The sequence below is a fragment of the Lutimaribacter pacificus genome (genome assembly GCF_900142185.1).
GTDB lineage: Bacteria > Pseudomonadota > Alphaproteobacteria > Rhodobacterales > Rhodobacteraceae > Lutimaribacter > Lutimaribacter pacificus.
On record NZ_FQZZ01000005.1, the window covers coordinates 1 to 23,777 of the forward strand.

Here is a 23,777-nt window from a genome sequence, read left to right on the forward strand (position 1 = left end):
CCGCCCTCGGTGCCGATGATCCTTTATGGCGTCATCACCGAGACCTCGATCGGCGGGCTGTTCCTGGCCGGTATCCTGCCGGGCCTGATGATGGCCACGCTGCTGTCGGCCTCGGTCATCCTGCAGGTGGTGATGAACCCCGCCAAGGCCCCGCCGCTGACCGGGCGCGTCAGCTTTACCGAACGCATGAGCGCAAGCGCCGAGGCGCTGCCCACGGTGCTGATCGCGCTGATGATCATCGGGACGCTTTATGCCGGCGTTGCCTCGCCCTCGGAAACCGGGGCGTTCGGCGCGGTGGCGGCGGTGATCGTCGCGGTGGCGATGGGGCGGCTGAAATTCCGCTCCCTGCGCACGGCGCTGGAAAAGACGGTGCGCACCACGGGCATGTTCATGCTGCTGCTGGTGGGCGGGCTGTTCAGCTCGTTCATCCTGACCCGGCTGGGCGTGCCGCAGGAGATTTCGAACTACCTGACGGGGCTGGACGTCGCGCCCTGGGTGATCATCGTGATGATCAACGTGCTGCTGCTGATCATGGGGATGTTCCTCGATCCGCTCAGCATCCTTGTCATCATCGTCCCGATCTTCGTCGATACCATCGTGGGGCTTGGCTATGACCCGATCTGGTTCGGCATCGTCGTCACGATCCAGATCGAGATCGCGGCGATCACGCCGCCCGTGGGGCTTAACCTCTTCGTGCTGCGCACCGTGGTGCCGGACCTGTCGCTGGCCGACACCGCGCGGGGGGCGCTGTCCTTCGTGCTGCCGATGCTGGTCGGGATCGTGCTGCTGATGGTGTTTCCCCAGATCGCGCTGGTCCTGCCGGAACTTGCGTTCGGCAGGTGAGAAAATACCGCACGCGCCATGACGGCGCGTGCGGCACGGATATCGAAAACCGGAGAGCCACCGGCGCCGCGCCATGTGCCGCCCCGGCAAAACACACGAGGAGTGCACCATGAGTTTCGTTCATCCCGCTCTGAGAGAGTTCCTGGAAGCGTCGAAAGGCAAATCCGCGCTGGCCGACGCGCCGGTGCACGAGGTGCGCGCCGCCAATGACGAACGCGCACGCGCCCGGCCGCCCGGCCCGCAGATCGACACCGTCCGCGACATGACGATCACCGGGGATGACGGCCACCAGATTCCGGTCCGCCTTTATATCCCCGACGGGGCCACGGGCGTCATCGTTGCCTTTCACGGCGGCGGCTGGGTGGTCGGAAACCTTGATACGTTCGACGACACGGCGCGGAACATCGCCAACGATTCCGGCCAGGCCGTCGTCAGCGTCGATTACCGGCTGACCCCCGAGCACCGCTTTCCCGCCCAGATCGACGACGCCTGGGCGGTGACCCGCTGGGTGGCCGAACATGGCCACGAGGCCGGTCTGCCCGGCGACCGGCTGATGCTGATGGGCGATTCCGCCGGCGGCAACCTGGCCGCGGTGGTGGCGCTGATGGCGCGCGATGCCGGCGGGCCGGACATCCGGTTGCAGGTGCTTGTCTACCCGGCGGCGGATGCCCGGATGCAGGGCGACACGCTGGACATGTATGGCGACGATTTCTTTCTCACCCGGCGCGATATCTCTTACACGCTGGCCAGCTATGGCATCGGTTCGATCGTTTCGGCCGACGACTGGCGCGTGTCGCCGGTGCTGGCGGCCTCGCACAAGGGGGTTGCGCCCGCGCTTATCATTTCGGCCGAATGCGATCCGATCCGGTCGGACGGGGCCGCCTATGCCCGCAAGCTGCTGGAAGATGGCGTTTCGGCTGTGCACGTGACATATTCCAGCGTAACGCATCTGTTCTTCGGTATGCGTGGCGGGCTGGATGCGGCGGCCTACGCCCAGCGGCAGGCGGCCGACGCGCTGCGCGTTGCGGCAGAGTCCTGATTTTCGGAGGGGAAACCGATGAATACACATGTCAAAGACGCCGTGGGCAGCAATGTCAGGCGCGCCCGCAGCCAGCAGCTTGGCGACCTGTTGCGCCGCAGCGCCGCGCGGTCCCCGGACAAGCTGGCGCTGGTCTTTCGCGATCACCGCGACACGTTCCGCGACCTCGACGCGGTGGTGAACAGAACCGCGAACGCGCTGGCTGCCATGGGCATCGGCAAGGGCGAGCGGATCGCCATCCTGTCGCGCAACAGCCGCAGTTTCGTGATCCTGCGCTTCGCGCTTGCGCGGATCGGCGCGGTGACGACCCCGGTCAACTACATGCTGAACGCGCAGGACGTCGCCTATATCCTGGAACATTCCGGCGCGCGGGGGCTGATCTGCCAGGATTCGCTGTGCGCCACTGCCGATGCCGCGCTCGACGGGATCGCGGGCGGGCCCGATATCCTGCTGTCGATCCATCACGGCGGCGAGGCGGTGTCGGGGCGCTGGCAGCCGGTGGAGCCGCTGTTCGACCATCCCGACAGCACGGAGCCCTGGGCCGATCTGGGCGCCGGCGATCCGATCCAGATGATGTATACCAGCGGCACGGAATCCCGCCCCAAGGGTGCCATGCTGACCTCCGAGGCGCTTTACGCGCAATACATGACCGTCATCACCGATGGTGAGATGAATTCGGATACAATCGAACTGCATTGCCTGCCATTGTTTCACTGTGCGCAGCTCGACTGCTTCCTGACCGCCGACCTTTACCTTGGCGCGACCAGCATCCTGCATGACGGGGCCGATCCCGTGGCGATGTTCCGCACCATCCAGGAGGAAAAGGTTACCAAGCTGTTCTGCCCGCCGACGGTCTGGATCGCCCTGCTGCGGCATCCCGATTTCGACAAGTACGACCTGGGCAGTCTCAGGCAGGGCTATTACGGCGCTTCGATCATGCCCACGGCGGTGATCGAAGAACTGTCGCAACGCCTGCCGGACATGCGGCTCTATAATTTCTACGGCCAGACCGAGATGGCGCCCTGCGCCACCATCCTGCGGCCCGAGGAGCAGCTGACCAAGCTGGGCTCGGCCGGCCGGCCGGGGCTGAACGTGGAAACCCGCGTGGTCGACGACGAGGGCAACACCCTGCCGGTGGGCGAGGTGGGCGAGATTGTGCACCGCAGCCCGCACCTGATCCAGGGCTATTACAACGATCCCGAAAAGACCGCCGAATCCTTCCGCAACGGGTGGTTCCACAGCGGCGATCTGGGCCGGTTCGACGAAGACGGCTATCTTTACGTGGTCGACCGCAAGAAGGACATGATCAAGTCCGGTGGCGAGAACGTGGCCAGCCGCGAGGTGGAGGAGGCGATCTTTCGCCATCCCAAGATCGCCGAGGTCGCGGTGTTCGGCATCCCCCATCCGAAATGGATCGAGGCGGTGACCGCCGTTATCGTGCCCAAGGACGGCGAGACCCTGACGCTGGACGAGGTCGAGGCCTATTGCCGCGAAACCCTGAGCCATTTCAAATCGCCCAAGCATGTGGCGATCCGCGAGGGGCTGCCGAAAAACGCCAGCGGCAAGATCCTGAAGCGCGAGTTGCGGCTGGAATTCGCGGAGATTTTCGAGGTCTGACTGCAGGGATGATTAGGTAAATCAGTGGGTTGCAACGTGTTGCTCAACCAGTGCATCCGCCTGCAATAGTTGCGCGACAGAGGGCACCGCACGGTCGCGGTCGGGCGATCCGACGGCTGTGGCTGGCAGTTTATCGTGCCGCCACATCCTCCCTCAAGGCAGAGTGCTTGCGGCAGCCAATCGCCCGGCCGGGGGCGACCGTGCGATGCCCGGGCCGCTGCGCGGCTGCTCCGGGCAAGGTGCACCGTTCGAATTTCAGGTCGCGCGTTCAGCCCTTGCCCGGGATATTGCGCCGCATCGCCCATTGGTAAAGCCGGGGCGAGGCGCGCATGACCAGCGATGACAGCCGCGCCACCCGGCCCACCGGAATGAACTCCTGCCGCCGGTCGACGCCGCGCAGGATGGCGGTGGCGGCATCCGCGGGCGTCATCAGGTCCAGCCCGTCGGCGGCCGCGCCGGGGCGCATGATCCCGTCCGCCCCGCGCCCCGGCCGGCCGGTATTGGTCGCCACGAAGCTGGGCGCGGCAATCAGCGTGCGCACCCCGAAGGGCGCCTCTTCCGAGCGGAGCGAGCCGAAGAACCCCTCCATCGCGTGTTTCGACGCGGCATAGGCGGTGCGGTGATGCAGCGGCGCGAAGCCCGCGACCGACGAGATCGCCAGATGCGTTCCGCCGCTGTCCCGCAGGGCCAGCAGGAAGGCGCGGGCCATGTTGACGGCGGCGAAATAGTTGATTTCGAACACCCGCCTGTGGCTGGCCTCGTCGGTATCCGCGAAGGCGGCGATCTGCGTCACCCCCGCGTTATAGATCACCATGTCGATCGACGGGCGGGCCGCGATCACGCTGTCGGCGGCCTCGTGCAGCATCGCGGCATCGGTCAGGTCGAGCTGCACCGGCGTGCGGCTTTCCGACGCCTGCAGCCCGCCGGTATCGAGATCCATCAGCACGCAATGCCAGCCCCTTGCCTCGAGCGCGTCCGCCAGTGCCCGGCCCAGCCCGCCATTGCCGCCCGAAATCACCGCGGTCTTCACAGCCCGGCCTCCTTTTTCCACAGGTCGAACACACCGGCCGAGGTCAGTTCGGGGGTATAGCCGAATTCCTGTTTCAGCCTCCCGTTGTCCAGCACCGGCCGGTATTGCAGGAACCGGACCTGTTCGGGCCCATAGCGCGACAGCCGCAGGGGGCGGGCCAGAGCCAGCGCCAGTTTCAGCGACCAGGCCGGCAGTCTGAGCACCGGCTTGCCAAGCGCGCGCGCCAGTTCGTCCACCCCCATCCAGCCGTCGCCGGCCACGTTGTAGATCCCCGGCGGGCCGTCGCCTGCGGCCCGTTTCAGGATGCGGGCCAGGTCTTCGGTCCAGATAAAGACGAAGGGGCTGTCGCTGCCGCGGATCGCCAGCAGGCGCGTGCGGCGGAACAGGGCGGTGATCTGGTTCTCGACCCCGGCACCCAGCACCGTGCCCACCCGCAGCACCACCTGTTCCAGCCCGGGATGGGCCGCGCGCGCAGTGGCCAGCATCTCTTCGACCCGGCGCTTGTGGTCGGAATAGGCGAATTCGGGATTGCCCCGGCAGGGATCGGTTTCGCGCAGGGGCACCGGGTTGTCCGGGTGATAGCCATAGGCGGCGCCCGAACTGGTCACCACCAGCCGTTTCACCCCGTGCGCCACGCAGGCCGCCAGCACGTTGCCGGTGCCCGTGACATCGACCGCGAAGGTATCGGCGCGCGTCATCCCCGGCGGCGGCGTGACGATCGAGGCCAGGTGCACCACGGTGTCCGGCGCCGCCTCGCCGATGATCCGCGCCACGTCCGGGCCGGTCACGTCCAGCGGCACGAAGGGCACGCCGTCGGGGATCGCGCCGCGCGACAGGTCGGTGGCGATGACATCCTGCCCGGGCAGGTGCGCCAGCAGCGCGCGGCCCACCATGCCGGCCGCGCCGGTGACCAGGATACGGCTCATGGTGCGGCCACGGTGCGGCGCATCAGCGTGGCCAGCGCGATCCCCGAAATGGCGTGCCAGATGCCCCAGAAGGCCGCGACCACCGCCATGCCGCCCAGCCCGCCGAAGAACCCGAAGATCAGCGCCAGCCCCAGCCCCGAATTCTGGATGCCGGTCTCGATCGTCACCGCGCGCCGGTCGAAGGGGGACAGCCCGGTCAGCATGGCCAGCCCGTAACCGCCGCCGAGCGCCAGCGCGTTGTGCACGATCACCAGCCCGGCAATGCCGCCCGCATATTGCAGGAACTGCGCCCAGTTCGCCGCCAGCGCCACGGCGATGAAAGCCACGAAGATGCCCATCGACAGCCATTGCAGCGGCGGCCGCAACCGCCGGGTCAGGTCGGGGCGGCGGATGTTCAGCGCGACGCCCAGCACCAGCGGCAGCACCAGCATCAGGCCGACGGTGACGGCGATCTGCAGCGGGTCGATATGCGTGGCCCGCAGGATGCGGGCCGAGGGCTCGTACAGGCCGCCCCAGAAGGCGATGTTCAGCGGCGTCAGCACGATCGCCCCGATCGTCGCAAAGGCGGTCATCGACACCGACAGCGCCGCATTCCCGCCGGCGCGGTAGGTGATGAAGTTCGAGATGTTGCCGCCGGGGCAGGCGGCCACCAGTATCAGCCCCAGCGCGACCGACGGCTGCGGCCGCACCGCCAGAACCAGAAGGAAGGTCAGCGCGGGCAGCAGCACGAATTGCGAGGCCAGCCCGACCACCAGCGGCCTTGGCGCCTGCATCAGCAGCTTGAAATCCCTCGGTTTCAGATCGATGGCGATGGAGAACATCACCACCGCCAGCACCGCGTTCAGCACCATCAGCGAACCGGGCGTGAAATCCAGAACCGCGTCGTCCATCATGACCGCGCCCCGGCAAGCCGGCCGATCCATGCGCCGACGGCCCGGCGATAGGTGGCCTTGTCGACGTAATAGGCCATCCGGGGCAGGTCGATATAGCGCATGCCGCCGGTCGCGCGGGAGAACCCGCCCGCCTTTTCCGCCTGCAGCGCGCGGGCGGCCCCGGTGCCCCGGCGTATCCCGTCGATATAGCGCACGACCATCTCGGCCTGTTCGTGCCGCCCCTGCCAGCCCAGGCCCGACGCCTCGACCATGCCCAAAACGAACAGGTCGTCACGCTCGGGGTGCATGGCGTTGAGATAGAGATGCGGGGCGTCGCCCTGCCAGTTCAGCAGCGCGTTGTCGATAAAGGGGTAATCCAGCCTGTAGCCGGTGGCGGCAAGGATCATGTCGTAATCGGCGGACGTGCCGTCCCGGAACCGCACGGTCTTGCCCTCGAACCGCGCGATATCCGGGCGGATCGTGATGTCGCCGTGTCCGGCATGGTAAAGCACCAGCGAGTTCACGACCGGGTGGCTTTCGTAGAGCCTGTAATCGGGTTTTGGAAAGCCGTATTTCTGCGGATCGCCGACAAACCATTTCAGGATCGTCCCGTCCACGATCCGTTTCAGGGCCATCGGCAGCCGGATCGCGCCGCCCAGCGTGTCGGCGGGTTTGCCGAAGACGTATTTCGGCACGAAGTAATAGCCGCGCCGCATCGACAGGTCGCAGGACAGCCCGTGATGGATGGCGTCCACCGCGATATCGCAGCCGGAATTGCCGGCGCCGATCACCAGCACGCGCTTGCCCGCGAACTGGCGCGGATCGCGGTACTCCGAGGAATGGATCAGTTCGCCGGTGAAATCCCCCTCGAAGGCGGGCATGTTCGGCGTGCTGAGCGTGCCGTTGGCGATCAGAAGCCCGGCAAACTCCTCGCTGTGCTCGCCCGCGGCGTCGCGCCATGTCACCCGCCAGCCATCGCCGGGCCCGCCCAGCGGTGTGCAGGACAGAACCTCGGCCCCGAACCTGTAGTGCCGGTAAAGGTCGAAATGACGCGCGAAATCGCGGAAATACTGCTTCATCTCGCGGTGCGAGGGGTAGTCGGCCACCTCGTCGCGCATCGGGAAATCGGTGAACTCCGTCATCCGCCTGGACGAGATCAGATGCGCGGTCTCGTACATGGTCGAGCGGGGGGCGTCGATATCCCACAGCCCGCCGACATCGGAATGCAGCTCGAACCCCTGAAAACCGAGCCCGTGTTCGGCCAGCAGCCGTGCCGCTGCCAGCCCCATCGGTCCCGCCCCGATCAGGGCGAGCCGGTCGCGCGTTTCACTCATGCGTTCCTCCCGTTGCCGGCTTAGCTTGAACAAACGTTCGAAATAAGGCAAGATTATTCCATGCCTGTCAGCGAACTCATTGAAACGGATAGAAAAAGGGCCCCGTCCAAGCGGGCGCTCGCCACCCGGAACCGGGTGTTCGACGCGGCCGAAAAGCTGTTTGCCGAAAAGGGATTCGATGGTGCGACGATCCGCGACATCGCGGCCGAGGCGGGCGAACCCGTCGGCACGATCCATCACCACGGCGGCGGCAAGGAGGCGCTGTTTCACAAGGTCGTCGCACGCCGCGCCGGGGCGCTGTCGCAATCGCGCCTCGACGCGCTGGAGCGGCTGAGGGCCGGGGGGCAGGTGACGCTCGACACCGTGCTTTCGGCCTTTGTCCGCCCGTTTTTCGAGCTGTCGCGCGAAGAGCCGCGCTGGCGCAACTATGCCCGCCTTGTCGCCTATGTGTCGGCCGATGACCGCTGGCGCGCGATTTCGGCCGAGTGGTTCGACCCCACGGCCGAGGTCTTTCTGGCCGAGATCGTCGGCCTCGTGCCCGAGGCGCCGCGCCACGAGATCGCGGGCGGGTTCGTCTTTTGCGTCGCGTCGATGCTGGCCCTGCTGACCGCCCGGGGCCGTATCGCGGTGCTGGCGGGCGGGGATGCGGCGGAAGAGGCGCAGCTTGACCACCTGATCCGTTATTGCGCCGCGGGGATGGCGGCCGGGCAGGGCCGGTGAGGGCGGTTACAGCGATACGATATGGTTGTCCCACGCGCAGTCGAACCGGCCGAGTGCCGCCGGCGTGCCCGATCCGACCGAGATAAGCCCGCCCAGCCCGTCGCTGGCCAGGTAACCGCCCGGCCGCGGGGCGAGGCCACAGATATCTGACCGCGACACCGCACCCAGGAAATCCCCCCGGTCCGAGAACCTGTGCATCCGCCCGCCGCGCGGCGAGGTGATGGCGAATTCGCGCCCCTCGCCGTCGAAGGCGATGCTGCCGGCATAGCCCTGCATCGCCAGTTCGTCGGCCAGCGGCGCCTCGGCCAGAACCGGGGCCGCGCCCCTGCGGTGCAGCCCGGCCAGCGGCGGCGCGGCGCCCTGCGCGCCCTCCCACTGCATGGCGAAACCGACCAGCCCGTCGGCACGCACCGCAAGGTGGCGGATGGAATTCTGCCTGAAATCCGGCGCCATCTCGACCTGGTCGAGAACCGTGCCGGACAGGTCCAGGTAGGTCAGGTTCGGCCGCATCGTCGGGATGTTCAGCTTGGTGCGGTCGGTGGGGTCGGTGGCGATGCCGCCATTGGCGACGACCAGCGTTTCGCCGTCGGGCATCAGCCGCAGATCGTGCGGCCCGATGCCCGAGGACGCCATTTCGCCGATCCGGGCATATCCGGCACGGGTGTCCCAGACCCCGATCACGCCCCGGCTGTCCCCGCTCATCTGTTCGCAGGTGAACAGGGTATCGCCCCCGTTGGCAAAGACGCCATGGCCGTTGAACTGCCGCCCCCCGGGGGGAGCAAGGCGGTGCAGGATGTCGCCGCGCGCGCAGTCGATGACAAGGGCATAGGTGCCGGGCCTGCGGGCAAAGGCGACGGCCTCGGCGCGGCGGGGGTGGCCCGCCCCGGCATGGCCGCGGGCGGGCAGCGGCACGCGGAAGGTCGCGGCCCCGCCGGCATCGAGGCCGTAGAGCGCGAAACCGCCATCCGCGCCCTTCGCGGCGGCGATATAGGCCGGGCTGCCCGCCGCCGCCCAGCCCAGATGCGGCGCCGTTCCGGCGGCGAGAAGGGCGGCAAGAAAGCTTCGGCGGGTGGTCATGGGTCAGTCTCCGTCCTGGGAATTGAAACCGGGTGCGATGCCGAGCCGCACGCCGATCCCGGCCTCGATGGCGTCGCGCAGGCTGCGGATTGCCTGTTGCAGGATCTCGACATGCAGCCGTGCCTGCGGGTCGGTCACGGTCTGAAATGCCGGGTCGTCGATGACGGTTGCGGCCTCGTGCACGCGGGCCAGCGCGGCGTCGGTGGCGGGCAGCTCCCAGTCGGCCAGCGCCGCGGCAAGGTCGCGTGCGGCACCTGCGGCCAGAACCGCGTTGCGCAGGCTGCGCCCGGACCTCCATGCCTCGGCCCGCGCCGGGCGGGGGCGGTCGAACGTGCCCATCGGCCGCCCGAGCCGCTGATCGGCGGTAAACTCCAGCGACGACAGGATTTGCGTGTAAAGCGCGCGGATCGCCTCGTCGCCGGTCAGGTAGGTGGCGTTTCCGGCCTCTCCGGCGGTGCGGAGGGTGTCGGCGAACAACCCGGCCCAGCCGTCGGACAGGGCGCCGGCCTGGCGGTTCAGGTCCGCCGCGATGGTGGTGACCAGCGCGCAGGTATAGCTGCCCGCCGCGTAATCGGCGAAGGCGGGGTCGTATAGCAGCATTTCGATGGCGAAAAGCCCGCGCGCGGCGATCGACACGTCGGCATAGGATTGCGGGTCATGCGCGACCGGATCTTCGTCGGCGATCAGCCGGGCAAGGGTGCGGCCGGTGAACCCGCGCGCGTCGGGCCAGAACGCGACCGAAAGCGCGCCGGTCTCGGACGGGCCGAGCCGCAGGTCGGCAACCGGCATCCACGCATCGAACGCCGCCTGAAAGGCGGGCCGCACCGATGCGGCGCGGCAGTCGGCCTCTGCGCTTTGCGCCAGCGCCCCGGCGGCGGCGGCGAACGTGTCGAACCCCGGCAGGATATGCCGGTCAAGCGCCTCGTCCACACCGGCGGCGGCGGGTGTGGACAGGCCAAGGACAAGCGCCATGGCGGCAAGATGTTTCATAGGCTCTCCAGGTATCGGATCAGGGCGGCGCGGTCCTCGGGCGGCATGTCGACCACGGTATCGCGGGCCGCCTGCGCCTCGCCACCATGCCACAGCACCGCTTCGAGAAGCGAGCGCGCGCGCCCGTCATGCAGGAAAAAGCTGTGCCCCGAAACGGTTTGCGTCAGCCCGATGCCCCAAAGCGGCGCGGTGCGCCATTCCCGGCCGTTCGCGCGGCCCTCGGGCCGGTTGTCGGCCAGGCCGTCGCCCATGTCGTGCAGCAGCAGGTCGGTATAGGGCCAGATCAGCTGGAAACTGGCGGGATCGCCGCCTTCCAGCCGGTGGGTCACATAGGTCGGGCGATGGCAGGCGGTGCAGCCGGTGCCATAGAACACTTCCCGTCCGCGCAGCACCTCGGGGTCGTCCAGGTCGCGCCGCGCGGGCACGGCCAGCGTGCGGCTGTAGAACGCCACGAGGTCAAGGCCCGTCCGGTCGATCTCGACCCCGCCATGCTCGGGGTCGCCACCGTCGAGTGCCGCGATGCATGCGGTCTGCGCCGCGGTGCATTCGCCCGACCCGGCCGGGTGCAGCGGGTTCGAGATGCCGATATCGCCGGCGAAGGCCTCGGCCGTCTGTTCCAGGACCGTCGGATTGCCCGCCTTGTGCCCGAACCGGCCCAGCATCGGGCGGTCGTGGACAGTGGACCAGACGATCTGGGGATGGCCGGAAATCCCGTCGCCATCGGTATCGTCGGGATCGGCCCAGGCCAGGATATCCCCGGTCGGGATCGCTTCGAGCAGGCCCATGCCGATCATCTGCGGCGCCACGCGCGGGCTGAGCATCGCACCGGGATGGAGCGGGCCATAGCCCAGGTCGGCGGCGGTATAGGTGGGGCGGCGGAGCGTCGCCACCTCGCCGCCCGACAGCTTCACCTCGACCTCGTCATAGCGGATGTCGAGCCGGTATTCGGGCGTGTGGCCGGGCAGGCTGAAATCCTGCAACTGCCCGCCATAGACCGGATCGGGCGCGGTGGCGTGGGTGCCGGCGATATAGCGTTCGATCGCGTCCGCATCGGGGGCGGGGACCGAGATGCGCAGGAACATCGACACCGCGCCGTCCTTGGGGCCTTCGGGCGGATGGCCGCGCCCGTCCTTCAGGTGGCAGCGCTGGCAGGAGCGCGCGTTGTAGAGCGGCCCCAGCCCGTCCGACGCGATGGTCGAGGCGGGCGGCGACACCCAGAGCCGGCGGAACATGCCGTTGCCGACGCGGAAATCGAGCTCCTGCTCGAAGCTGAGATTGGCGGCGGGTTGCGAAAACGCGTCCGCCGTGTCGCGTGCACGCACCGTCTGGGCGCCGCCGGGGTTTTCCTCGAACGGCCAGGGGGCCGAGAAATCGCCGGGCGGGGCGGTGACGGCGGCGATGCGTTCGCGTTCGGCATCGGTGCGGGGCACCACGTTCAGGTGCGGGTCTTCGAGACCGGCCCAGGGCGGCGGGTCGATGGCCCCGGCCTTGCCGGCAAGGGTAAGGGCGGCCGCCAGCGCGACGGCCGCGACAATGCCGTTACTCGGCTTCATCCATTCGGGACGCATTGAGATGTGCATAGTTTTCCGCGCCGACGCGCTCGTGCAGGTCAAGTTGGGTTTCAAGGAAATCTATGTGGCCTTCCTCGTCGGCCAGCAGCTCTTCGAACAGGGATTTCGACACCCAGTCGCTGACCGAGGCGCAATATTCCCGCGCCTCGCGGTAAAGCGCCGCGGCCTCCTGTTCGGCGGCAAGATCGCATTCCAGCGTTTCCTTCGGTGTCTGCCCGATCCGCAGCGGGTCGAGCTTTTGCAGGTTCGGGTGCCCCTCCAGAAAGATGATCCGCTCGATGATCTTGTCGGCGTGGTTCATCTCTTCGATGGATTCCTCGCGGCTCTTGCCGGCCATGTGGCCGAGGCCCCAATCCTCCTGCAGCTTGTAGTGCAGCCAGTACTGGCTGATCGCGGTCAGTTCGCTGCGCAGCGCGCGGTTCAGATAGTCGATGACCTTAGCGTCGCCCTTCATGTGTCGTCTCCTGTGTGGCCGCGCGGCGCAGGCCGCGCAGGTGCATGGGTACCCCAAGATTGTCGTTCTTGCGCATGACATCGACGAACAGCGAGATACATCCGCCGCAATCGGCCGCCTTGCCCAGGGCGCGATAGACCTTCCTTGGTGTGATGATCGTATCGGAGTCGGACGCCCGCATCCAGTCGATCGCGGCGTGTATGTCGTGGTCGGTGATGTTCATGCAGTGGCAGACGATCATAGGCGACTCCGGGTCAGGGTGGGCCGGGGCGGCGTTGCGCCCCGGCCAGGCAGGTCATTCAAAGACGGCGGAGGGGTTGTCGAGGCTGTCGGAGCCTTCGAACTCGATCCCGCCGAGATCGAGCGCGGTGACGACCCGCTCGATCGAGCGGGTCTGCGCGATCAGCGCGTCCACACCGCCCATGATCAGCGCCTCGCCCGCGGCGTTGCCGCGCTCCAGCATCTCGTCATAGGCGAAACCGGCCTCGGCGGCGGTCTTGATGCGGCCAAGCGCCATCATCGTGCCGGACAGGCGCTGGCGCATTTCGGCATCCAGCGCGCCATCCTTCGCCGCCACCAGGTCGGACAGCGACGCGCCCGAGACCACGCTGCCGTCGATCCGCACGTAATTGCCGAGATAGACGTTCTGGATGCCCAGCCCGTCATAATAGTGGCTGTTATGGGTGTTGTCCGAGAAACAGTCATGTTCCTCTTCGGGGTCGTTCAGCATCAGCCCAAGCCGCATCCGCTCGCCCGCCTGTTCGCCATAGGACAGCGAGCCCATGCCGGTCAGGATCGCAGACAGCCCGGCCTGTTCGTCCTGCGTCAGTGCCGCGCGGGCCTCGCCGTCGCCGGCCCATTGCGCGGCCATCCATTCCAGGTCCGAGACCAGCAGCGCGGTGGCCGCCTTCAGGTATTCGCTGCGCCGGTCGCAATGGCCGCCGGTGCAGGCGTCGCCCTGCGCGAAATCGGTCCAGGGCCGGTTGCCGGCCCCGTCGTCATGGCCGTTCAGGTCCTGCCCCCAGAGCAGGAACTCGATGGCGTGATAGCCGGTGGCGACATTCGCCTCGATCCCGTCGGCCTCGTGCAGGGTGTCCTGCAGCAGGGCGGGGGTGATCTGCGATGCGTCGATCTCGGTGCCCGACAGGGTGAATGCCGGGTTGGCGATGACGTTCAGCGCGGCAAGCTGGTTCTCGCCGCCCGGCCTGCCATAGGTGCCGTCGACATAGTCGATCAGCCCTTCGTCCAGCGGCCAGGCGTTCACGCGGCCTTCCCAGTCGTCCACGATGGCGTTGCCGAAGCGGTAGACCTCGGTCTGCTGATAGGGCACGCGGGCCTCGAGCCACGCCTCGCGGGCCGCCTGCAACGTCGCGGCCGAGGGCGTGGCGATCACGGCGTCCACTGCATCCTGCAGGGCGCGCGCGGCGGTCAGGCTGTCCTGGTATTTCGCCTCGGCGATATCGGCATAGGTGCCAAGCACCTCGGCGGCGGATTGCGCCTGCGCCATGCCGGCAAGCCCGGCGGTAAGGGCCGTCGTGGCCAGAAATGTGCGGATCATGGTGAAGTCCCTTCGTTCATTCGTGTGTGCGCGCCACGGCGGCCCCGAAGTGGCCTGTCTGCCGGAATGAGCGATTGCCAGGGGCCATGACGTTTTCCCGACTCGGTTGCTGCCTGATATCTCTGACTTAAATAATCGGATATCGCAATACCAGACAAATAAACTCGGCTTTATTGTCGCGCCCCCCGGTGACGGGGGCGGGGGCTCGTTTTTCGTGTGTTTGCGTCATGGAAAACAACCGAAGACAGGGCGCGCGCAACTAAAACGCCGATATCGGCAAAAAATTCTTACCAATTCCGCCATGTTGCGCTAGATTTCGCTCGACCGGGGCGGCCACGCGGCTATCCGCCTGCGCCGCCCGGTTCTGAAAAGGGAGGAAAGTCATGAGCAACAGAACCACCACGCGGCGCGGCGCGCTGCGGGCTTTTGCCGGTGCAGGGGCCGCGACGCTGGCCGCACCGCATCTTGCGACGGCGCAAGGGCAGACGACGACGTGGAAGATCCAGACCAGCTGGCCCGGCGGCGCCGGCTTGCAGATCTTCAAGGACTGGTGCGCCACCATCGTCGAAAAGACCGGCGGCGAACTGGCGTTCCAGCCGTTCGGCGCGAATGACGTGGTCGGCGATTTCCAGCTTTTCGACGCGGTCAAGAACGGCGTGCTGGAGGCGGTCAACCCCTTCACCATCTATGCGCAGGGCATCATTCCGGCGGCCACGTTCCTGACCTCGATCCCGCTGGGGCTGCGTAACCCGCACGAGTTCGACGTGTTCTATTACGGGCTGGGCGGCATCGACATCGCGCGCGAGCTTTATGCCGCGCAGGGGATGCATTTCGTCGGCCCCGTGCATCACGGCGCGAACATCATCCACTCCAAGGTGCCGATCCGGTCGATCGACGATTTCGGCGGCCGCAAGATGCGCCTGCCCGGCGGCATGGTGGCGGAAATCTTTACCGCCATCGGTGCCGAAACCACGGTTCTGCCCGGTTCGGAAATCTTCCCGGCGCTGGAAAAGGGCACGATCGACGTGGCCGACTATGTCGGGCCGGCGGTCAACTATGCGCTCGGCTTCAGCCAGGTGACCGATTACATCGTGATGGGCCCCCCGGGGTTCATGTCGCTCTATCAGCCGGTCGATACCATGGACATCACCGTGGGCACGGCCGCGTGGGAGGCGCTGAGCCCGCAGATGCAGCAATTCGTCGAGATGGAAACCCATGTCTATTCGGACATGCACCATGCCGCGATCCAGGCCGCCGACCAGGAAGCCTGGGCCAAGTTCGAGGCCGACGGCACCGAGGTCACCCGCCTGAGCCAGGACGACGTGGAACTGATGACCGAGGCCGCGGTGCCGATCTGGTTCGACTACGCCAACCGCGACCCGCAGGCCGCGCGCGCGTTCAAGCTGCAGCTCGATTACATGATGTCCGGCTCGCTGGGCTATGTGGACCCGGCGCTGACGCAGGGGCTGGAACTCAAGCTCTGAGCGCCTGACCGCCGCAATCGTCCGACCCGCCCGGCGCCCGAACGCGCCGGGCGGTTTTCCCGAACTCCCAAACAACGAGGACCGCAATGCCGGGTCTCAGCTTTACGCTGCCGCATTGGCTGTACTGGGTGGGGCTGATCGTCTTTCCCATCGTCGCGATGGTTCTGTCGCGCCGCCCGCAGCCCGAGGAAAAACGCTATACCCTGCCGCTGGCCTACATGATCGCCGTCACCGGCGGGATCATCGGCCTGCACCGCTTTTACCTGAAAAGCCTGTGGGGCTTCGTCTTCATCCCGATCTTCCTGTTCGTGCTCTACGCCAACAGCCAGACGCAGGAGGCGCGTTCGGTGCTGTCGGACTATGCCAACCAGATGCGGGTGGCCGAACGCACGCTGGACCGCGAAGAGGGCCGCGTCGCCGAGGCGCGCGCGGGGCTGGCCGGGTTGCAGCAGGGCCTTGCAGAGGCGGAGGAGGGCAGCTTTGCCCAACGCAGCGCCGAACGCCGCCTGCAGCGCGCAGAGGAGACCATCGCCAAGGGCGAGGAGCGGCTGGCCGAGGCGCGCGCCACGGTAAGCGAGACCGGCCCGCTGCGCGACCAGGCCGCGGCGACGCGGGCATTCTGGAGTCAGGCGGCGGGATATGCCTTTTACCTGATCCTTGCGCTGGTGGTGATCGACCTCGTGCTTTTGCCGGGGCTGGTGCGGCGTGCCAATGCCAACCTGCCCGCGCATGAGGAACTGTCGGACGCCGAACGCGCCCTGCGCGCCGCCGAGGCCGAGGAAGGCCCCCGCCATGACAGCGACTATGCCGAGAACTGGATCGACCGGCTGTCGCTGTTCTGCGGCGAGTTCGTGGCCTACTGGGCCGTGATCGCCGTGTTCGTCTATTATTACGAGGTGATCGCGCGCTATGTCTTCGGCAGCCCGACGAACTGGGCGCACGAGGCGATGTACCTGATGTTCGGGATGCAGTACCTGATCGCGGGCGCCTATGCGATGCTGACCGAAAGCCATGTGCGCGTCGATATCTTCTATGCGCCGCTGCCGCCGAAGCGCAAGGCGTGGGTCGACCTGCTGACCTCGGTCTTCTTCTTCATCTTCGCGGGCACCTTGCTGGTGACCTCGTGGATCTTCGCGATGGACGCGATCGCCGTGCCCTCGGGCAATTCGGTCCTGTCGGACTGGGCGCGCGGGCAGATCGGGTTCGGCGAGATGCTGGCGGGCTTCGGCCTGAACCAGTGGACCAACCCCAACATCCGCTGGGGCGAAATCAGCTTTAACGAATGGGAGGTGCCGCTGTGGCCGATGAAATGGGTGATGGTCATGGGCGGCGTCCTGCTGGTTCTGCAGGGCATCTCGAAACTGTCGAAAGACATCCGTGAAATCGCGCGGGGGAACTGAGGCATGGGTATCGAAATCGAAATCGGGTGGCTGACACTCATCATGTTCGGCTCGCTTCTGGCGCTGCTGATGGCGGGGCTGCCGCTGGCCTTCGTGACCGGCGGGCTGGCCTGCGTGTTCCTGTTCATCCTGGGCGATGCGCGGGCGCTGAACATCGTGCCCAGCCGGATCTTTCCGCTGATGACCAATTACCAGCTATCGGCCATTCCGCTGTTCATCTTCATGGCGGCGATGCTGGAAAGGGCGGGTATCATCAACGACATGTTCGACGTGATCTACAAGGTCATGGGCGGGCTCAAGGGCGGACTGGCGGCGGCGACGATCATCGCCTCGACCATCCTTGCGGCGATGGTGGGCGTGATCGGTGCGGCTGTGGTGACGATGGGGATCATCGCGTTGCCGGCGATGCTGAAGCGCCATTACGATCCCAAGATCGCCATGGGCTCGATCATGGCCGGCGGCACGCTGGGCATCCTGATCCCGCCCTCGATCCTGGCGATCATCTATGCGGTCGTGGCCGAGCAATCGGTGGGCGAGCTGTTCATCGGCGCGGTCATTCCCGGCCTGCTGCTGTCGGGCATGTATATCGCCTATGTCGTCGCCCGGTCCTATATCAACCCGGCGCTGGGGCCCGCCATCCCGGTCGAGGAGCGCGTCAGCGGCGCCGAAAAGCTGCGCCTGATCAGCAAGATGGCCGCGCCGATCACGCTGGTCGTGGTGGTGCTGGGGATCATCTTTTCGGGCGTCGCCACCCCGGTCGAGGCCGCCGGCATCGGCACCTTCGGCGCCTTCATCGTCGCCGCCATCCACCGCAAGCTGGACTGGCCCACCGTGCGCGAGGCCTGCACCACCACGCTCAAGGCCAGCGCGATGGTGATCTGGATCATGTTCGGCGCCACGATCTTTGTCGGGCTCTATGTGCTGGAGGGCGGGCAGCAATTCGTGCAGGACGCGCTGGCCGCGACGGGGCTGGGGCCGTGGGGCATCCTGATTTTGATGCAGATTCTTCTGGTGATCCTTGGGATGTTCCTGGACTGGGTCGGTATCCTGCTGCTTTGCGTGCCGATCTTCGTGCCGATCATCAAGGCGCTGGGTGCGGCGGCCTTCGGCCTGAACAGCCCCGAGGACCTGGTGCTGTGGTTCGGGGTGCTTTACCTGGTGAACATGCAGATGTCGTTCCTGTCGCCGCCCTTCGGCTATGCGCTGTTCTACCTGCGCGGGGTGGCGCCGGACGAGATCCCGATGACGGATATCTTCAAATCCGCGCTGCCGTTCCTGGCGTTGCAGATCGCCGGGCTGGTGCTGTGCATGGTCTTTCCGCAGATCATCACCTGGCTGCCAAGGCTGGTTTACGGCTGACGGGCAGAACATGAGCGCCCCGCCGATCCGGCGGGGCGCTTCGGTTCGGGAGGGGCGGTGCAAAGCGAACGCTGTACCCCGCCCGGAACAGCCGCGCAGCGGCCCGGGCATCGCACGGCCGCCCCCCGGCCGGGCAATTGGCTGCGGTCTGCACTCCGTTTCGAGGGAGGAAGTGGCTGCGCGATAAATTGCCATCCACAAGCGTCGGATCGCCCGACCGCGGCCGTGCGCTGCCCTTCGGTTGCGCTCAGGTTGAAATGTCGGCCCGGGGCTCCGCGACGACCTCTGATTTTCGTGAAGCGGCTGTTCCGGGCAGGGCGCATCACCCACAGCCGCACCGCCTTAGCCCAGGTGCATCCCCGCATCCACCGTCAGCAATTCGCCGGTGACATGCCGCGAGGCATCGCTCAGCAGGAACAGGGCCGCGTCGGCGATGTCGTCGGGCCCCGAGGCGACGGACAGGGGCGTCGCGGCCTCGATCTTGCGCACGGTGTCGTCATAGCTGTCGGCGTCCATCGCATCCCTGAACCAGCGCGTGCCGATGAAGCCGGGGCAGATCGCGTTGACCCGGATCGCCGGTGCCAGCGCGCGGGCCAGCGACAGGGTCATGGTGTTCAGCGCCCCCTTCGAGGCGGCATAGGCCACCGACGACCCGGTGCCCTGAATACCCGCGATGGACGAGGTGTTGAGCACCGCGCTGGACCGGCCGCTGGCCTTGTGCGCGGCTTCGAGCAGCGGCCTGGCCGCCTGCAGCATCAGGTAGGGCCCGACCACGTTGACCGCGTAGACATCCATGAAATCGGCCTTGGTCAGCGCATCGAGATCGGCATGATCGCGTGCGTGCCGGGTGATGCCGGCGTTGTTCACAAGGATATCCAGCGCGCCCCGGTCCTGCGCCGCGCCAGCCAGGTCGCGGCAGCCCGCCGGGTCGGCCACGTCGGCCTGAACCACCGTGACCCGTGCCCCGGCCGCCCGGCACAGGTCGGCGGCCTCTTCGGCCTCGGTTGCGGAGCGCGCGTAGTTCACGATGACATCGGCGCCCCGTTCCGCCAGCTTGACCGCGATCGACCGTCCCAGCCCCGTGGCCGAGCCCGTCACCAGCGCCAGGCGCCCCTCCAGATCCGTCATCCTTCCCCCTCCGTTGCGATGCGGTTGCGGGGCCAGCTTGCCCCTTTCAGGCGCCGGATCAAAGTGCAAAGCGCCCTGGCGGTCCGGGGCAGGCGGGCAGGGGCGGGCTCAGGCGCTGCCATCGTCCCGGGCCAGATCGACCAGCGTGGTATGGGCGCTGGACCCCTGCCCAAGCCGCGAGGTGCCGGTGTCGCGCGTCAGCACGTTGGGGTTGCCATGCGGGTCGATATTGGTGCCCGGATCGCCGAACCACGCGCCGGTGGGCAGGGCGACGACGCCCCGCCGGATGCCGTCGGACAGGTGCGCGCGGGCACGGGCCGCGCCGCGGGCGTTGAAGACGCGGACCAGGTCACCCCCGGCGATACCGCGCGCCTTCGCGTCCTGCGGATGGATCACCACGGTCACGGGCCGCGCGCCGGGCCGGTCGGCCAGCGCGCATTCGAGCTGGCTGTGCAGCTTGTCGCCCGGCTGCGGCGAGACAAGGTGCAGCGGCGCGGCGTCGCCCGCACAGCCCAGCCATTCCGTCGGCGGCAGCCAGACCGGGTGGCCGGGGCAGTCGTCATAGCCGAAACCGTCAATGGTGTCGGAGAATATCTCGATCCGGCCCGAGGGCGTGCCCAGCGGCGCGGCATCGGGGTTTTCCCGGAACGGGGCGAACAGCGTCCGGTTCGGCCCCTCGGCCCGGATCGGCAGGCGCACCCAGTTTTCCCGTTTCAGCGTATCGAGATCCGGCACCTCGATATCCTGCGCCGCGGCAAGGGCGCGGAACTCGTCATAAAGTTTCGCAATCCACTCCCCGGCCTCCAGCCCGCCGGTAAAGACATCGCCCGCGCCCATGCGCCGGGCCAGTTCGGCAAAGATCGCGTAATCGTCGCGCGCCTTGCCCACCGGCGGGATCAGCTGGGGCATGTAGAACAGGTAATCGTCCAGGTTCGACCGCCCGATATCCTCGCGCTCATAGGGGGTGGTCGCGGGAAAGACGATATCGGCGCGTTTCGCCGTCGCCGTCCACCACGGTTCGTTCACGATCACGCAGTCGGGGTGCTGCCAGGCCTCGTGCAGCGCGTTCAGGTCCTGGTGGTGGTGATAGGGGTTGCCGCCCGCCCAATAGATCAGGCGGATATCGGGATAGGTGTCGCGCCGGCCGTTGAAATCGTAGGGCTGGCCGGGATGGCGCAGCATGTCGCCGATCCGCGCCACCGGGATCGTCTTTTGCACCGGGTTCTGGAATTGCGAAAAGGTCATGCCGCGCAGCCCGAGCAGCGATTTGCCCACCCCGCCGATCGCGCCATAGCCATAGCCGACACCGCCCCCCGGCAATCCGATCTGGCCCAGCATCGCGGCCAGAACGGCGGACATCCAGTAGGGCTGTTCGCCATGTTCGGCCCGTTGCAGCGACCACGCCACGGTGATGAAGCAGCGCGTCGCGGCCATGCGGCGGGCCAGTTCGCGGATCGTTTGCGCCGGCACACCGCAGATCGGCTCGGCCCAGTCGGGCGTTTTCGGCGTGCCGTCGACCTCGCCCATCAGGTAGGGGCGGAACCGCTCGAACCCGGTGGTGCAGCGATCGAGGAAGGCGTGGTCGGTCAGCCCCTCGCTTTCCAGCACATGCGCCAGCGCCAGCATAAGCGCCGTGTCCGAACCGGGCCGCACCGGCAGCCAGTCGCAGCCTTCGGGCGCATCCCCGCGCTGCGGCGCGATGTTGACGCAGCGCATCCCCTTCGCGGCGAAGCGATCGAACCAGCCTGCGGTTTCATGCTCGGTGACGCCGCCCATGCTGACCTGCGCGTTCTTGGGGTTGACGCCGCCGAACATCACCAGCGTTTCGGTATGGTTGTGGATCGTGGGCCAGCCGTCCTGGTGCTCGTAGAGCAACTGCAGGAAATCGACGCCGAACACATGCGGCATGATCGCCTGCGCGCAGCCCGTGGAATAGCTGCCGAAGGACGCGACATAGCCGCCGATACTGTTGAGAAAGCGGTGCACCTGGCTCTGCGCGTGGTGGAACCGCCCCGCCGATCCCCAGCCGTAGGAGCCGCCATAGATCGCCTCGTTGCCGTGGGTCTTGCGCACGCGGTCGATCTCGCGCGCGGCGATGTCCAGCGCCTCGTCCCAGGGCAGGTCGATGAACTCGTCCGCGCCGCGCCCGCTGCGGCTGCGGGTTTCCAGCCAGCCGCGGCGGATCGCGGGATGGGCGACGCGGCTGGCGTGATGCACGGCCTGCGGCAGGATGTCGGGAATGCCGGTCGGGTGGGGGTCATGCGCAAAGGGGCGGGTGGCGACGATCCGGCCATCGGCCACGTCGACCTCGAACGCGCCCCAGTGGCTTGAGGTGACTTTCGTTACGGTGCTGGCGTCCTTGGCCATGGGAACCCTCTTGTGTCCTGCCGCTGAGCGGCGCGCGCGAGGGCAGCGTAATCCTGTCGCGCGGGGAAATCCACGTCTCATGATACCGGCAGCGCGCCGTCGCCGGACGGAGCAGGGCAGGCGACGGCAATCCGGTCTGTATCCGCACATTTCGCTATCATGGCGGTATCTTTCCCGGCGGCGAGCGGCCGGGCGGCCGCCCGCTTCGCGGACCTGCGCGGGTTACGTCGCGTCGGGCCGGTTCCGGCACCGATTTGCCGGTATCGGATGTTGAAGGCGGGGCAAACTCGTCTATCCTGTTTGCCATCATGCCGGGCGATTGCCCGGGAAAACCAGGGAGTAACTCATGAAAAAGACAGCTTTTCTGGCGGCCGCGCTGCTGGCCGGCACCGCGATAGGTGCATCGGCCGAAACCCTGCGCTGGGCGCGGGCGGGCGATTCGCTCACCCTCGATCCGCACGCCCAGAACGAGGGCCCGACCCATGTGCTGGCCCACCAGATGTACGAGCCGCTGATCATCCGCGACATGACCGGCGCCTTCCAGGCCGCGCTGGCGACCGACTGGGCCCCGAAAGAGGGCGATCCGAACGTCTGGGTGTTCACCCTGCGCCAGGGCGTGACCTTCCATGACGGCGCGGATTTCACCGCCGAGGACGTGGTGTTCTCGATCAACCGCGCCAAGTCCGAGAATTCGGACATGAAGGAACTGCTGGGCTCGATCGCCGAGGTGCGCGCGGTCGACGACCACACGGTCGAATTCGTCACCGACGGGCCGAACCCGATCCTGCCTTCGAACCTGACCAACCTGTTCATGATGGACAAGGGCTGGGCCGAGGCGAACAACGCCGTCGACGTGCAGGACGTGGAAGGCGGCGAAAAGACCTTCGCCACCACCAATGTCAACGGCACCGGCGCCTACAGGCTGGTCAGCCGCGAACCCGACGTGAAGACGGTGCTGACGATCAACGAGGAGTACTGGGGCAAGGACGAGTTTCCGCTGGATGTGACCGAGATCGTCTATACCCCGATCCAGAACGCCGCGACCCGCGTTGCCGCGCTCTTGTCGGGCGAGGTCGATTTCATCCAGGACGTGCCGGTGCAGGATCTGGGCCGCGTGGCCGACACCGCCGGGCTGGTGGTCAAGACTGCGCCGCAGAACCGCACGATCTTTTTCGGCATGAACCTGGGCGCCGAGGACATCGCCAACGACAATGTCGAGGGCAAGAACCCGCTGGCCGACGTGCGCGTGCGCAAGGCGATGAACATGGCGATCAACCGCGATGCCATCAAGCAGGTGGTGATGCGCGGCCAGTCGCAGCCCGCCGGCATCATCGCACCGCCCTTCGTCAACGGCTGGACCGCCGAGATGGACGCGATCTCGACCGATGTCGAGGGGGCTAAGGCGCTGATGGAAGAGGCCGGTTATGGCGACGGTTTCTCGATCCAGCTCGACTGCCCGAACGATCGCTACGTCAATGACGAGGCGATCTGCCAGGCCACCGTCGGCATGATGGCGCAGATCGGTATCACCGTGAACCTGGATGCCAAGCCCAAGGCGCAGCATTTCCCGCTGATCACCAATGACCAGACGGATTTCTTCATGCTGGGCTGGGGCGTTCCGACCTACGATTCGGAATACATCTTCAACTTCCTCGTGCACACCCGCGGCCAGGAACGCGGCAGCTGGAACGCCACCGGCTTTTCCAACACCGAGGTTGACGGGATGATCCTGTCGCTGGCCTCGGAAACCGACCTGGACAAGCGTAACGCGGCGATCCAGTCGATCTGGGACGTGGTGCAGGAGGACACTCTGTACCTGCCGATCCACCACCAGGTGCTGAACTGGGGCATGAAGGAAAATGTCGGCATCGAGGTCAGCCCCGAGGACGACCCGAAGTTCAAGTTCTTCACCCTGAACTGAGCCGAACCCGGGCGGGCGCCGGTCCCGCCCGCGACGGCCGCGCCCGCAGCACATCGCAGGCGCGGCCTGCCGCCTTGAACGGGAGCG

At 67.1% G+C, this 23,777-nt stretch carries 20 protein-coding genes; 8 read left to right on the forward strand and 12 right to left on the reverse strand.

Annotated elements, in window-relative coordinates; all coding sequences use genetic code 11:
* From F3H87_RS13350 to F3H87_RS13360, 3 genes are all read left to right on the forward strand, one after another.
* The coding region (locus tag F3H87_RS13350; protein WP_149792001.1) for a TRAP transporter large permease at positions 1-843 on the forward strand (843 nt) is incomplete at its 5' end.
* A 109-nt stretch (positions 844-952) separates the two neighbouring features.
* Positions 953-1,882, forward strand: a complete 930-nt coding sequence (locus F3H87_RS13355; RefSeq protein ID WP_149787401.1) for an alpha/beta hydrolase — start codon at positions 953-955, stop codon at positions 1,880-1,882.
* 18 nt (positions 1,883-1,900) lie between these two features.
* Complete coding sequence (locus F3H87_RS13360) at positions 1,901-3,499, forward strand: acyl-CoA synthetase (RefSeq protein WP_149787402.1); 1,599 nt, start codon at positions 1,901-1,903, stop codon at positions 3,497-3,499.
* 268 nt (positions 3,500-3,767) lie between these two features.
* Here F3H87_RS13360 and F3H87_RS13365 read toward each other — a convergent pair whose 3' ends face one another.
* From F3H87_RS13365 to F3H87_RS13380, 4 genes are read right to left on the reverse strand one after another with little or no spacing between them, the layout of a single operon-like run.
* Positions 3,768-4,529: an SDR family NAD(P)-dependent oxidoreductase gene (locus tag F3H87_RS13365; protein ID WP_149787403.1), complete on the reverse strand. Its 762-nt coding sequence runs from the start codon at positions 4,527-4,529 to the stop codon at positions 3,768-3,770.
* Entirely contained in the window at positions 4,526-5,455 is a 930-nt protein-coding gene (locus tag F3H87_RS13370; protein WP_149787404.1) for an SDR family oxidoreductase, read from the reverse strand. The genes F3H87_RS13365 and F3H87_RS13370 overlap by 4 nt, the downstream gene beginning before the upstream one ends.
* Positions 5,452-6,348 carry a bile acid:sodium symporter family protein gene (locus tag F3H87_RS13375; protein WP_149787405.1) on the reverse strand — a complete coding sequence of 299 codons (897 nt, stop codon included), beginning with the start codon at positions 6,346-6,348 and terminating at the stop codon, positions 5,452-5,454. Before F3H87_RS13375 ends, F3H87_RS13370 begins: the two co-directional genes overlap by 4 nt.
* Positions 6,345-7,661 carry a flavin-containing monooxygenase gene (locus tag F3H87_RS13380; RefSeq protein ID WP_149787406.1) on the reverse strand — a complete coding sequence of 439 codons (1,317 nt, stop codon included), beginning with the start codon at positions 7,659-7,661 and terminating at the stop codon, positions 6,345-6,347. Before F3H87_RS13380 ends, F3H87_RS13375 begins: the two co-directional genes overlap by 4 nt.
* A gap of 60 nt (positions 7,662-7,721) precedes the next feature.
* On the opposite strand from F3H87_RS13380, the gene F3H87_RS13385 reads away from it, so the two are divergent.
* Positions 7,722-8,381, forward strand: coding sequence for a TetR/AcrR family transcriptional regulator (locus F3H87_RS13385; protein WP_149787407.1), 660 nt, complete (start codon positions 7,722-7,724; stop codon positions 8,379-8,381).
* A gap of 6 nt (positions 8,382-8,387) precedes the next feature.
* On the opposite strand, the gene F3H87_RS13390 is transcribed toward F3H87_RS13385, so the two are convergent.
* The 6 genes from F3H87_RS13390 to F3H87_RS13415 are packed head-to-tail and all read right to left on the reverse strand — an operon-like array spanning position 8,388 to position 14,031.
* A complete protein-coding gene (locus F3H87_RS13390) occupies positions 8,388-9,458 on the reverse strand; it encodes a DUF1513 domain-containing protein (RefSeq protein WP_149787408.1) in 1,071 nt (356 codons plus the stop codon).
* Between the two features lie 3 nt (positions 9,459-9,461).
* Positions 9,462-10,448 (reverse strand): imelysin family protein, encoded by a 987-nt coding sequence (locus tag F3H87_RS13395; RefSeq protein WP_149787409.1) that lies wholly within the window; start codon positions 10,446-10,448, stop codon positions 9,462-9,464.
* Complete coding sequence (locus tag F3H87_RS13400; RefSeq protein WP_407657181.1) at positions 10,445-12,016, reverse strand: di-heme oxidoreductase family protein; 1,572 nt, start codon at positions 12,014-12,016, stop codon at positions 10,445-10,447. The genes F3H87_RS13395 and F3H87_RS13400 overlap by 4 nt, the downstream gene beginning before the upstream one ends.
* Positions 11,988-12,473 carry a bacterioferritin gene (gene bfr, locus F3H87_RS13405; protein WP_149787411.1) on the reverse strand — a complete coding sequence of 162 codons (486 nt, stop codon included), beginning with the start codon at positions 12,471-12,473 and terminating at the stop codon, positions 11,988-11,990. Before bfr ends, F3H87_RS13400 begins: the two co-directional genes overlap by 29 nt.
* Positions 12,457-12,714, reverse strand: a complete 258-nt coding sequence (locus F3H87_RS13410) for a (2Fe-2S)-binding protein (protein WP_149787412.1) — start codon at positions 12,712-12,714, stop codon at positions 12,457-12,459. Before F3H87_RS13410 ends, bfr begins: the two co-directional genes overlap by 17 nt.
* A 54-nt stretch (positions 12,715-12,768) precedes the next feature.
* Positions 12,769-14,031 carry an imelysin family protein gene (locus F3H87_RS13415; protein WP_149787413.1) on the reverse strand — a complete coding sequence of 421 codons (1,263 nt, stop codon included), beginning with the start codon at positions 14,029-14,031 and terminating at the stop codon, positions 12,769-12,771.
* Positions 14,032-14,414: 383 nt separating this feature from the next.
* On the opposite strand from F3H87_RS13415, the gene dctP reads away from it, so the two are divergent.
* From dctP to F3H87_RS13430, 3 genes are all read left to right on the forward strand, one after another.
* Positions 14,415-15,515, forward strand: a complete 1,101-nt coding sequence (gene dctP, locus F3H87_RS13420) for a TRAP transporter substrate-binding protein DctP (protein ID WP_149787414.1) — start codon at positions 14,415-14,417, stop codon at positions 15,513-15,515.
* An 86-nt stretch (positions 15,516-15,601) separates the two neighbouring features.
* On the forward strand, positions 15,602-16,915 hold the full coding sequence (locus F3H87_RS13425; protein ID WP_149787415.1) for a TRAP transporter small permease subunit: 1,314 nt from the start codon (positions 15,602-15,604) through the stop codon (positions 16,913-16,915).
* A gap of 3 nt (positions 16,916-16,918) precedes the next feature.
* Positions 16,919-18,274: a TRAP transporter large permease gene (locus F3H87_RS13430; protein WP_149787416.1), complete on the forward strand. Its 1,356-nt coding sequence runs from the start codon at positions 16,919-16,921 to the stop codon at positions 18,272-18,274.
* 342 nt (positions 18,275-18,616) lie between these two features.
* Here the strand turns inward: F3H87_RS13430 and F3H87_RS13435 are convergent, their stop codons facing one another.
* Positions 18,617-19,402, reverse strand: coding sequence for an SDR family NAD(P)-dependent oxidoreductase (locus tag F3H87_RS13435; RefSeq protein WP_149787417.1), 786 nt, complete (start codon positions 19,400-19,402; stop codon positions 18,617-18,619).
* A 108-nt stretch (positions 19,403-19,510) separates the two neighbouring features.
* On the reverse strand, positions 19,511-21,769 hold the full coding sequence (locus F3H87_RS13440) for a molybdopterin-dependent oxidoreductase (RefSeq protein ID WP_149787418.1): 2,259 nt from the start codon (positions 21,767-21,769) through the stop codon (positions 19,511-19,513).
* A gap of 346 nt (positions 21,770-22,115) precedes the next feature.
* Here F3H87_RS13440 and F3H87_RS13445 point away from each other — a divergent pair, with 346 nt between their 5' ends.
* A complete protein-coding gene (locus tag F3H87_RS13445) occupies positions 22,116-23,690 on the forward strand; it encodes an ABC transporter substrate-binding protein (RefSeq protein WP_149787419.1) in 1,575 nt (524 codons plus the stop codon).
* Positions 23,691-23,777: the final 87 nt, after the last annotated feature.